The 11,778-nt window shown below is 39.6% G+C and carries 11 protein-coding genes and 1 tRNA gene; 2 read left to right on the forward strand and 10 right to left on the reverse strand.

Translation table 11 applies throughout. The features are described 5' to 3' along the window. Positions 1-192 precede the first annotated feature (192 nt). Positions 193-1,071, forward strand: coding sequence for a flagellar protein MotY (motY, locus tag PVK63_RS00900; protein WP_130043443.1), 879 nt, complete (start codon positions 193-195; stop codon positions 1,069-1,071). 57 nt (positions 1,072-1,128) lie between these two features. On the opposite strand, the gene PVK63_RS00905 is transcribed toward motY, so the two are convergent. The 10 genes from PVK63_RS00905 to PVK63_RS00950 form a co-directional block, all read right to left on the reverse strand. Beyond that, entirely contained in the window at positions 1,129-1,566 is a 438-nt protein-coding gene (locus tag PVK63_RS00905) for a DUF2753 domain-containing protein (protein WP_207215663.1), read from the reverse strand. A gap of 145 nt (positions 1,567-1,711) precedes the next feature. Then, the gene (gloA, locus tag PVK63_RS00910) at positions 1,712-2,128 is read right to left on the reverse strand and encodes a lactoylglutathione lyase (protein ID WP_130048417.1); all 417 of its coding nucleotides are present in this window, start codon (positions 2,126-2,128) and stop codon (positions 1,712-1,714) included. A gap of 59 nt (positions 2,129-2,187) precedes the next feature. Then, positions 2,188-2,823 carry an endonuclease III gene (gene nth, locus PVK63_RS00915; RefSeq protein ID WP_130043221.1) on the reverse strand — a complete coding sequence of 212 codons (636 nt, stop codon included), beginning with the start codon at positions 2,821-2,823 and terminating at the stop codon, positions 2,188-2,190. An 18-nt stretch (positions 2,824-2,841) separates the two neighbouring features. Continuing rightward, entirely contained in the window at positions 2,842-3,528 is a 687-nt protein-coding gene (locus PVK63_RS00920) for an electron transport complex subunit E (RefSeq protein ID WP_130086672.1), read from the reverse strand. Further along, positions 3,528-4,160, reverse strand: coding sequence for an electron transport complex subunit RsxG (gene rsxG, locus PVK63_RS00925; RefSeq protein ID WP_130086673.1), 633 nt, complete (start codon positions 4,158-4,160; stop codon positions 3,528-3,530). The genes PVK63_RS00920 and rsxG overlap by 1 nt, the downstream gene beginning before the upstream one ends. Before the next feature lie 4 nt (positions 4,161-4,164). Further along, positions 4,165-5,220: an electron transport complex subunit RsxD gene (gene rsxD, locus PVK63_RS00930; RefSeq protein WP_130086674.1), complete on the reverse strand. Its 1,056-nt coding sequence runs from the start codon at positions 5,218-5,220 to the stop codon at positions 4,165-4,167. 2 nt (positions 5,221-5,222) lie between these two features. Continuing rightward, complete coding sequence (gene rsxC, locus PVK63_RS00935; protein ID WP_130086675.1) at positions 5,223-7,589, reverse strand: electron transport complex subunit RsxC; 2,367 nt, start codon at positions 7,587-7,589, stop codon at positions 5,223-5,225. A gap of 3 nt (positions 7,590-7,592) precedes the next feature. Further along, the gene (rsxB, locus tag PVK63_RS00940) at positions 7,593-8,174 is read right to left on the reverse strand and encodes an electron transport complex subunit RsxB (protein WP_130048422.1); all 582 of its coding nucleotides are present in this window, start codon (positions 8,172-8,174) and stop codon (positions 7,593-7,595) included. Between the two features lie 2 nt (positions 8,175-8,176). Further along, a complete protein-coding gene (gene rsxA, locus PVK63_RS00945) occupies positions 8,177-8,758 on the reverse strand; it encodes an electron transport complex subunit RsxA (RefSeq protein WP_065591551.1) in 582 nt (193 codons plus the stop codon). A gap of 144 nt (positions 8,759-8,902) precedes the next feature. Next, a tRNA-Asn gene (locus PVK63_RS00950) sits at positions 8,903-8,978 on the reverse strand. Between the two features lie 479 nt (positions 8,979-9,457). Between PVK63_RS00950 and uvrB the strand changes: the two genes are divergently transcribed. Then, positions 9,458-11,488 carry an excinuclease ABC subunit UvrB gene (uvrB, locus tag PVK63_RS00955; RefSeq protein WP_130048423.1) on the forward strand — a complete coding sequence of 677 codons (2,031 nt, stop codon included), beginning with the start codon at positions 9,458-9,460 and terminating at the stop codon, positions 11,486-11,488. The last annotated feature ends 290 nt before the right edge of the window (positions 11,489-11,778 follow it).

Here is an 11,778-nt window from a genome sequence, read left to right on the forward strand (position 1 = left end):
GTAAGAAAATGTTGCCGCTATTATTGCAGATTATCGTTAGCATAAAAACTGTAAATAAGGTGTGATGAGGATATATTTATTGAAGATAAGTGATGATAAATAAAATACAGAGCAAAAATGAGTATTATTGGTCTAAATTTTGCTTTAATTAAGCTTATCGTCAACGGCATGACTCCAATAGATTTAGGTATTATGAAAAAAACACTTTTTACTTTAGCCCTGCTAGTAAGCTCATTGACTGCAACATCTGCATTAGCCAATAAGAACTATGTTGCTAAGCCTGAGCAATCAAAATGGGTAATGCTAGAGAATTCGCCATTAGAATGCCGTTTATCTCACAATATTCCAAATTACGGAAATGCAGAATTTTCATCGTACGCTAATAAAAAGATGAATCTGGATTTTGAACTAAAAATGAACCGTCCAATGGGAGAGACTCGCTCAGTTAATTTGGTCTCTATGCCACCGCGTTGGACTCCTGGCGAAAGCGCCGATTCAATGACAAATTTGAAATTTTTCAAACAATTTGATGGTTATGTTGGCGGTACGACTGCATGGTCAATGTTGGCTGAATTAGAGAATGGACGTTTTCCTACCTTTACTTATGCCGATTGGCAGAGTCCTAAGCAGTTGATTGAGGTTGCACTTTCTCCAGTTGTATTTCAAAACACATACAACGTTTTTAGCATGTGTATTGCTAATTTATTGCCTTATAGTTTTGAAGATATTTCATTTACTATTCTACACTTTGATAAAAACAGTGATGAATTAAATAAAGCATCAAAAAAACGTTTATCTCAAATAGCAGATTTTATTAAATATACTAAAGATGTCGATTTAGTATTAGTGGCGACTTACACTGATTCTAGTGGTGGAAAAAATGTTAACCAACAAGTGTCTGAGCGACGCGCATTAAAGCTACAAAACTATTTTGAATCGATTGGTTTACCTACTGATCGCATTCGTGTTCAATCTTATGGTGAGCGTCGTCCTATTGCTGACAATGCAACACCAATCGGTAAGAATAAAAACCGTCGAGTTGTTATTTCTTTAGGTCGAACAATAATTTAATCGGTGTAATTTTATCGAGTAACTCATTTAAGGTGTCTATTACAATAGGCACCTTTTTTATTGCAGTTTAAAACTCGCAATTAACTCACATTGAACTGTGGTATCAATGTGTTGAATATGTTTTGCAATTTCTGGATTAGGGTGACGTTTCATAAATTCTAAAAGGGCACTTTTACAGCAACCTAAGTTAGAAACGAAAGATTCACAATCATTTTTGGGGCATTGTGGTACAAGAGTGAGAATTTTTTCTGCAGCAATTTCTAAATACTTTAGCTCAAAATTATTGTCATTTTGGCTTCGCCAGAATTGAGCTAAATTATGACAAGAGATAACCGTGATGGTTACTTGATCAACGAGACTCACTTCATTGCGCTTTGTGAGCTCCTCTGAAATGGCAAAGGCCTGTTGATAATGAAGAATGGTACGCCAGAAGTCTTTATTCTTAAAAGACTGTTCAGCTAATATAGTGTGTTTTTCCCATAGTTCTATCATGATATTCCCTCAATTGGCGTTCTTTCAATTATTATGCAAACACTCTAATTGAGAATTGTTATCATTAAAAGTGTGAGGTATAAAAAAACCTGCTTAGATCGCAGGTTTTATTCAATAGAGTATTTAGTATCTTAATTAAAGTAAGGAGTTATCCTTCTAAACCAGCTGAAGCACTTTTATTCTGGATAAGTTCAATCATGTAGCCATCAGGGTCTTTAACAAACGCAATGTGTGTTGAACCACCTTTTACAGGGCCAGCCTCACGAGTGACGTTACCACCAGCCGCTTTGATTGCATCACAGGTTTGGTATACATCATCAACACCAATGGCAATATGACCAAAAGCCGTACCCATATCGTATTCTTCAGTGCCCCAGTTATACGTTAATTCGATCACTGCACCTTGAGATTCATCACCGTAGCCAAGAAAAGCTAACGTATATTTGTACTCTTCATTCGTGTTTTGACGAAGAAGATCCATACCCATTACTTTGGTGTAAAACTCGATTGATTTATCTAAATTACCCACACGGATCATCGTGTGTAAAATGCGTCCATTAGCCATTGTTTTGCTCCAGTTTTTTGCTTTTATTCCAACCTAAATAATTGATAGGTAGGTAGTATTTAAATATCTGTTTTTTCTTTGAACTCACAGAGATCTTCTATCATGCAACTGCCACAGCGAGGTTTACGTGCAATACAGGTATAACGACCGTGCAGAATAAGCCAGTGGTGTACATCAAGTTTGAACTCTTTAGGTACCACTTTGAGTAATTTCTTTTCTACGTCGTTAACGGTTTTTCCCATTGCTAGCTTTGTACGGTTAGAGACACGATAAATATGGGTATCTACCGCAATGGTTGGCCAACCAAAGGCTGTATTTAGAACGACATTTGCCGTTTTGTGCCCAACACCAGGTAGAGCTTCTAGCGCGTCTTGATCTTCTGGGATCTCACTGTCATGAAGATCAATCAACATCTGGCAAGTCTTGATAACATTAACGGCTTTGGTATTAAATAAACCAATGGTTTTAATGTAAGTTTTTAATCCGTCAACGCCTAAGTCTAAGATTGCTTGAGGCGTATTTGCAACAGGGTATAATTTACGCGTCGCTTTGTTTACGCTGACATCGGTAGCTTGTGCTGATAGCAAAACAGCGATCAATAATTCAAACGGCGTAGACCATTCAAGCTCAGTTTGAGGATGTGGGTTATCGGCTTGTAAGCGTTCTAATATTTCTCGGCGTTTTACATTATTCATACCGCTCAATGTCCTTATTTATGATACTCGTGCGCGTTCAATTTTTTCTTTTTCTTGTTTTGGTTGACGATCCGCTAATTTTTTATCGATAACATTCTTTATCGCAATAAGAAAACCGACACCTAAGAAAGCGCCTGGTGGAAGCATGGCTAATAGGAAATGGCTATCGACATGAAATAGTTCAATACGTAATACTGTCGCCCAATCACCCAATAATAGATCCGCACCATCAAATAGCGTGCCGTTACCAAGTACTTCACGCATTGCACCTAATAGGATAAGCACTGCTGTCATACCTAACCCCATCCATAACCCATCAAGAGCTGCAGGTACAGGATCATTTTTAGAGGCGAAAGCTTCTGCACGACCGATGATAATACAGTTAGTTACGATAAGAGGAATAAAGATGCCTAGTGATAGATATAGACCATAAGCATATGCATTCATTAATAATTGAACACAGGTTACTAGTGAGGCAATAATCATCACAAAAACAGGGATACGGACTTCTTGTGGGATCCATTGGCGAACTAATGAAACAATTAAGTTAGATCCAATAAGAACTAAGGTGGTAGCAATACCTAATCCTAGCGCATTGGTTACCGTTGCCGAAACCGCAAGTAAAGGACAAAGTCCCAGCAGCTGAACTAGGGCAGGGTTGTTATCCCATAAACCATTTTTGATTAGTTCTTTGTTAATTGCCATTAGTTAGCCTCACAATTTAGAGGAAGAGTCTGCAACTCATCTTGATGTGTTTTATAGAACCATACCGCTTTTTTAACTGCTTTTACAACTGCGCGAGGTGTGATGGTTGCCCCTGTAAATTGATCAAATTGGCCCCCATCTTTTTGAACAGCCCAGCTTTTATCTTGAAAATTATCAACAGTTTTTCCTAAAAACGCATCAACCCATCGAGTGATACGAATATCTATTTTATCGCCTAAGCCCGGTGTTTCTTGATGGGACAGTACACGAACCCCTGTTACCATCGCATCAGAGTCGACACCAACAATAATCTTAATTGCACCGCTATAACCATCTGGTGCAATAGCTTCTATAGCTGCACCTGAGTGCTTACCATTTAGTGACGCTAAATAAATAGGCATTGGTTGTTCAGTACCTAAAGCTTCTGGATTTTTAACTAAAATACAGGCTCTATAAAGCTCGTTGTCATGTTGTGCCTTTGGTACTACTTGATTAAGTGTAGACAGCAGTTGTTGTTGCTGTTGATAGGCAATTTGATCTTTTGTTAGTGCAAAAGTAATGGTTACTAATGCTGTAGAAGCAATTGCAAAAAGCGCCAGAACAAGGCTGCTTTTTTTCATAGTATTAAGCATTGTCTTATCCTTTTTTATGGCCGTATGTTCTTGGTTTGGTGTAGTAATCAATCAAAGGAACACACATGTTGGTTAAGAGGACAGCGAAAGCCACGCCATCAGGGAAACCGCCCCAAGTACGGATGATATAAACTAATGCCCCAATAAGTGCACCATAATATAAGCGGCCTTTTGGTGTTGTTGCTGCCGATACGGGATCGGTTGCAATAAAGAAAGCCCCAAATATAGTGGCACCAGAAAACAGGTTAAACAGTGGCGATGTTGCTGTATCTGGTGAAAATAGAGCAAATAAACTACTGATCACAAAGAGGCTAGCTAAAAAGCTGACAGGAATGTGCCAATGAATGACCCGTTGTTGTAGAAGGAAAAGGCCACCCAATAAGAAGCCTATATTAACCCACAACCACCCTAATCCAGCAAAACCATTGAAGATAGGTGAAGATAAAACTTCAGAAGTCGTCAGTCCTGATTTTAATCCCGTTTTTAAAGTATCTAATGGGGTAGCCATTGTCATACCATCGACATTCATTGTTAATTGATGGACAGAAAAACCATCTTGACTTAACCCACTCAGGATCAGCCATACTGAATCTGAAAAGCTAATCGTCTCTGTGAGCAATTCTTTGACGGGTAGCCAAGTTGTCATTTGTACAGGGAAAGAGATCAACAAAACAACATAGGCAGCCATTGCTGGATTAAATAGGTTTTGTCCTAACCCACCATATAGGTGCTTAGCAATAACAATAGCAAAAACAACACCAATAACAGTTACCCACCAAGGTGCCAGTGGTGGAATGGCAAGTGCCAGTAATAGACCTGTTAGTAGTGCACTATTATCACTAAGGTACGGTTTTAGTGGGCGCTTTCGACACTTTAAGATGAAAGCTTCTGCCGAAATTGCTGTGATAATCGCAATAAATACCTGTAAGAAGGTGCCCCAACCAAAAAAGTAGGTTTGAGCAAGTAATCCAGGAATTGTTGCTAACGCCACCATTCTCATGATGGTTCTTGTGCTCTTTTTACTGTGGGCATGTGGTGAGCTAGTGATAAAAAAGGCCACTTTTACTCTTCCTTATTGTTATTTTCTTGTGCTGCTTTGCGAGCTTTAGCGCGTGCAATAGCAGCAGCGACGGCTGCTTTTTTCGGGTCTACTTTTTCTTCAGGTTCTTGAATTTCACTGTCTGCTTCAGTAGATGCTTCTGTTGTTTCCTCTGCTTGTGTCGCTTTGCGAGCTTTAGCACGAGCAATGGCAGCAGCGACAGCCGCTTTTTTCGGGTCTACTTTTTCTTCTGGTTCCTGAATTTCAATATCTGCTTCGGTAGATGCTTCTGTTGTTTCCTCTGCTTGCGCCACTTTGCGGGCTTTAGCACGAGCAATGGCAGCAGCGACAGCCGCCTTTTTCGGGTCTACTTTTTCTTCAGATCCTTGAGTTTCAATATCTGCTTCGGTAGATGCTTCAGTTGTTTCCTCTGCTTGTGTCGCTTTGCGAGCTTTAGCACGAGCAATGGCAGCGGCGACAGCCGCTTTTTTCGGGTCTACTTTTTCTTCAGGTTCTTGAATTTCAATATTCGGTTCAGTCGATGTTTCTGTTGTTTCTTCTGTTTGTGCCGCTTTGCGAGCTTTAGCGCGAGCAATGGCAGCTGCAACGGCATCTTTTTTACCTGAAGTCTCTGGAGCGTCTTGTGATTCTTGATTTTCAGTAGCAAGTTTGGCTTTTCTTTCTCGCGCTTGCTGTTTACGTTCTTCACGTAATTTCATCATCTCAGAGTTATCTGGCTCGTCAGAATTAGCTTTTGCGGCTTCTGCTTGTTTGGCTTTAGCACGAGCAATGGCAGCTGCAACTGCTGGTTTTGGTGCTGCAACACCTGACTCTGCAGCGGCTTTTTGCGCTTTTACTCTTGCGATAGCCGCTGCGATAGCATCGCTTCCTGAACTATCAGGCTTTTCTGCTTTCATTTCTTTACGACGATTTTCTGCAGCAAGCTTAAATTTGTTTTCACGCTCTAATTTATCACGCTCCATTCGAGCATTTTTTTCTTCAAATCGAACTTTTGCACGATCTGCTGACAATGCATCTTGCTTGCGAGCGTATATTTCAGACTTTGCTTGGCGATAATATTGTACTAATGGAATTTCACTTGGACAGACATACGCACAGGCACCACACTCAATACAATCAGATAAATTATATTCTTCACATTTATCAAACTCTTCTGATTTGGCATACCAGTACAGCTGTTGAGGCAGTAATGAAGAAGGACAAGCATCAGCACAGCTACTGCATCGAATACAGGCCATTTCATGATTATAAAGAGGGAGCTCTTTTCTATCTGGGGTAATAATGCAGTTGGTGATTTTAGTGATTGGGATCTGTTGATGAGGCAGAGTAAAGCCCATCAGTGAGCCCCCCATAATAATACGAGGGTGCTTTTTATCTGCTTTATAACCGACAATATCCATTAGATACTGAACATTGGTTCCTAAGCGAACCCAATAATTACCAGGGTTATCAATGCTATTACCAGTAAGAGTAACAACACGCTCAATCAGAGGCTCTGCATTACAAATAGCACGTTTAACCGCAAAAATAGTGCCCACGTTTTGCATAATAACGCCAATATCAGTTGAGCGTCCGTTAGCGGGAACTTCTTTACCAGTTAGAATCTTAACCAGTTGACGTGAACTGCCTGATGGGTACTTTGTCGGAATAACACGAATGAGAATATTATCGTGTTCTGACACTTCAGCATTGAGTGCTTTTATTGCATCAGGCTTATTGTCCTCAATAGCAATAATGACTAATTTAGGCGTTAAGATGTGCTGTAAGATTTTAATACCAGTAACGATTTCACTCGCATAATCTTGCATTAAACGATCATCGGCCGTGATGTATGGCTCACATTCCGCAGCATTGATGATTAAAATATCAGCTTTGCCGACACCACTCTGTAATTTACGGCTAGTAGGGAAGCCTGCGCCTCCCATACCTGAAATACCTGATTGACGAATACGCTCAATAAGATCGATAGGATCTTCATTTAAAAAATCAGTAATTGGTTCACGATTATCAAGCCATTGATCATTGCCATCGGTTTCTATAACAATACAAAGATCGGTTAAGCCTGATGGATGCGCGACTGTTCGTGGTTCTATCGCGACAATTTTACCAGAGGTTGGGGCATGAATGGGCACACACATAGCAATATTACCTTGTGTGAGCGGTTGGCCTTTTAATACGCTTTGACCAACAGTAACAAGAATGTCACCTTTACCACCAATATGTTGCTTTAGTGGCAAGACTAACTCAGAAGGGAGTCCTGCTTGCTGAATGGCGTTACGTGTAGAGATAACTTTATTTTCAGCGGGATGGATACCACCATGAAAATCCCAAAGTTGACCCTGTTTAATTTTCTCGATAATGGACAACATGGGTTACTGCTCCGATGCTTGAGAAGGCTTATCTGCCGGAAGATTAACAACAGGGATACTTTGTAAGTCCCATTTCCAGTTATCAGGCGTTGTGCTGACAGGTATCATTTCAATACAGTCGGTTGGACATGGAGCAACACACAAATCACAGCCGGTACATTCGGCTTCAATAACGGTGTGTAATGCTTTTGTTCCTCCCACGATGGCGTCAACTGGGCAGGCTTGAATACACTTAGTACAACCAATGCACATGTCTTCATGAATGAAGGCTATTTTTTTTACATTCACAACATCATCGTCTGAGGTTGGAACATCAACTCCCATGAGATCGGCAAGCTTTTCGATCGTTGCTTGACCGCCGGGAGGACATTTATTGATGATGTCTCCATTAGCAATGGCTTCAGCATAAGGCTTACAGCCAGGGTAACCACATTGACCACATTGGGTTTGGGGAAGAATGGCATCAATCTGTTCAACAATTGGATCGGATTCAACTTTAAATTTGATTGACGCAAAGCCTAGTATTAAACCAAATACTAAGGCGAGTGCGGCAATAGCAATAACAGCAATAAGAATTGAACTCATGTTTATAATTTCACTAAACCAGTAAAGCCCATAAAGGCCAAAGACATTAAGCCTGCAGTGATCATAGCAATAGAAGCGCCTTTAAAAGGAAGGGGCACATCGGCTGCTGCAATTCGTTCACGCATAGCAGAAAAGAGAATGAGTACTAATGAAAAACCAACGGCTGCACCAAAACCATAAATAATAGACTCAATGAAATTATGATTTTCAGTGACATTAAGTAATGCAACACCAAGAACGGCACAGTTAGTCGTGATTAACGGAAGAAAAATACCAAGAACACGATATAAAGTAGGACTGGTTTTATGCACGACCATTTCGGTGAATTGAACAACAACGGCGATCACAAGTATGAAACTCATGGTTCGCAAATATTCGATGCCAAGAGGCGCTAAAATGTAGGTTTCAACAAGATACGAACATACTGAAGCGAGCGTTAGGACAAAAGTTGTCGCAAGCCCCATTCCAATTGCACTTTCCAGTTTTTTAGATACGCCCATAAATGGACAAAGACCTAAAAACTTAACCAGTACAAAGTTGTTCACTAAAACAGTACCAACAAGTAGTAACAGATACTCAGTCATGCCAATGATTTTTATGATAATAGATGATCTGGTTATTATCGGCCTTTAAGCGCGTGATAACAACCTTAGAAAGAATAGGTTTTTAAATTTTAGGTGAAAAATAGACAAAAAAAAGCCTCGTCATTTAGACAAGGCTTTAGAATTTGGCTCCCTTTGCTGGACTTGAACCAGCGACATACGGATTAACAGTCCGGCGTTCTACCAACTGAACTAAAAGGGAATCGTTGTACGGCAGTGATATTAGCTACTCAAAAATAAACTGTCAATAGCGATAGAAGAGAAAAAATCATTTGATCATTTTATCGACAGAAAGATTATTTTCCATAAAAATTTATTGACATCAACGCGAGACTATATTTATCAATGCTTGTGGGTAGTTATCCACTAAAACTGTGGGTAAGTGTGTTAATGAAACTATATTAACTCTAGAAAAGCCAGATATATCGGGCTTCTCAAGGAGTAGTCTCTATTAGATAACTTGCTTTGTATTCATTAAATCAATAACTTAAAATAGGGTTGTTTTTTGATTATACAAATTGATTAATATTTAAACGCAAGGTGGTTTTTGGTGGTGTTCTGTCTATATTTTAATCGGTATTGGGGAAAACTTTTCTCATTAAAGAGTTTATATAAATCCGTAGATGGATTTGGTAGGGTATGCTCTTCTTAATATCATCGAGTCAATCTGGAGTGCTCATCATGGCTAATGCGTATGAATTAATTTCCAATTATCAGCCTGCAGGAGATCAGCCTGAAGCCATTAAAACCTTAAGTGAAGGATTAGAGAATGGTTTAGCCCATCAAACCTTATTAGGGGTGACAGGTTCTGGTAAAACATTTACGTTAGCAAATGTGATTGCTCAATCAGGGCGACCAACAGTAATTATGGCTCATAATAAAACATTAGCCGCTCAACTGTATGGTGAAATGAAGGCATTTTTTCCAAATAATGCGGTGGAGTACTTTGTCTCTTATTTTGATTATTATCAGCCAGAAGCTTATGTACCAACAACAGATACCTTTATTGAAAAAGATTCTTCAGTAAATGAGCATATTGAGCAAATGCGTCTTTCTGCAACTAAAGCTCTTTTAGAGCGTAAAGATGCCATTATTATCGCTTCGGTTTCCGCTATTTATGGTCTTGGTGATCCTCAAGCGTATTTAAGCATGATGCTTCATTTACGACGTGGCGATGTCGTTAACCAGAGAGACATCCTACGTCGTTTGGCTGAACTGCAATATAAACGTAACGACATGGCCTTTGAGCGCGGTACTTTTCGTGTTCGTGGTGAAGTTCTTGATGTTTTTCCTGCCGAATCTGAACATGAAGCTATTCGCATTGAATTATTTGATGATGAAGTCGAGCGTATTAGTAAGTTTGATCCATTAACCGGTTCTATCATTACTAAAGATATGCCTCGTTGTACTATCTATCCTAAAACGCATTATGTAACACCAAGAGAAAAAGTATTAGAGGCCATAGAACAAATAAAGATAGATCTTGCTGCGCGTCAAAAAGAATTATTAGCGAATAATAAATTAGTAGAAGAGCAGCGTATTACGCAGCGAACTCAGTTTGATATTGAAATGATGAACGAGTTGGGTTTCTGCTCTGGTATTGAAAACTATTCACGTTATTTAAGCGGCCGTCCAGAAGGAGAAGCACCTCCGACCTTATTTGATTATCTTCCAGATGATGGATTATTAATTATCGATGAATCGCATATTACGGTTTCGCAAATTGGAGCCATGTATAAAGGCGACCGCTCGCGAAAAGAAAACTTAGTCGAGTACGGGTTCAGGCTTCCTTCTGCATTAGACAATCGACCTATGCGTTTTGATGAGTTTGAAGCATTGGCACCACAAACAATCTATGTATCAGCAACGCCGGGCAATTATGAAATTGAAAAATCTGGCGGTGAAATTGCGGAACAAGTAGTTCGCCCAACAGGACTTCTTGATCCACTCATTGAAGTTCGCCCAGTAGCAACACAGGTAGATGATTTATTATCCGAAATACGACTTCGAACAAAAGTGGGTGAGCGAGTATTAGTGACTACTCTGACTAAGCGTATGGCGGAAGATTTAACTGAGTATCTAGATGAGCATGGCGTGAAGGTACGATATTTACACTCTGATATAGATACTGTCGAGCGAGTCGAGATCATTCGTGATTTGCGTTTAGGTAAGTTTGATGTGCTGGTTGGTATTAACTTGTTACGTGAAGGCTTAGATATGCCAGAAGTCTCTCTTGTTGCGATTTTAGATGCAGATAAAGAAGGCTTTTTACGTTCAGAGCGTTCGTTGATCCAAACGATTGGCCGTGCTGCTCGTAACTTAGAGGGCAAGGCGATTTTATATGCGGATAGAATCACAGGTTCAATGGAAAAAGCCATTGGAGAAACAGAAAGAAGACGGGAAAAACAAATTCTACATAACAAGGCGTTAGGTATTGTACCAACAGCACTGAAAAAAGACGTAGCGGATATTCTTGAACTTGGGGATATGACTAAGAATAAGCGTAAGGTGGTGGCACCGAAAATGAAGTTATCTGAGGTGGCTGAAGAAGGAGCGAATTACCTGTCAATGACACCACAGCAACTAGAAAAAGAAGTGCAAAAACTAGAAACTAAGATGTATCAACACGCAAAAGATCTGGAGTTTGAATTGGCCGCACAAGTAAGAGATGAAATAGATGTATTAAAAAAACAATTTATCTCAAATAGTTAGTGATAGTTTTGTAAATAGGAATTTTGGGCAAAAAAGAAGCCAACCGCAATGTCCCGGTTGGCTTTATTGTTCATGTGAAAGTAAATTTCACTAACAACGTCAGTTGGCTAGGTGACCCTTTGGCTTAAAGGGTCACTATACATATAGCAGGTAGCGTGCCAACTTTTTTAACAGCAAAAAGTGGACTCTCAGGTCTAAAAAATAAACAAAATAACTAAATTTTTGCATTTTGCGATTTGATATTCGCATTTTGAAATTGCATAATGCGAATATTGTGTTTTTTGTTACTT

Source organism: Aliivibrio sp. S2TY2 (assembly GCF_028765525.1).
GTDB classification, from domain to species: Bacteria; Pseudomonadota; Gammaproteobacteria; order Enterobacterales; family Vibrionaceae; genus Aliivibrio; species Aliivibrio finisterrensis_A.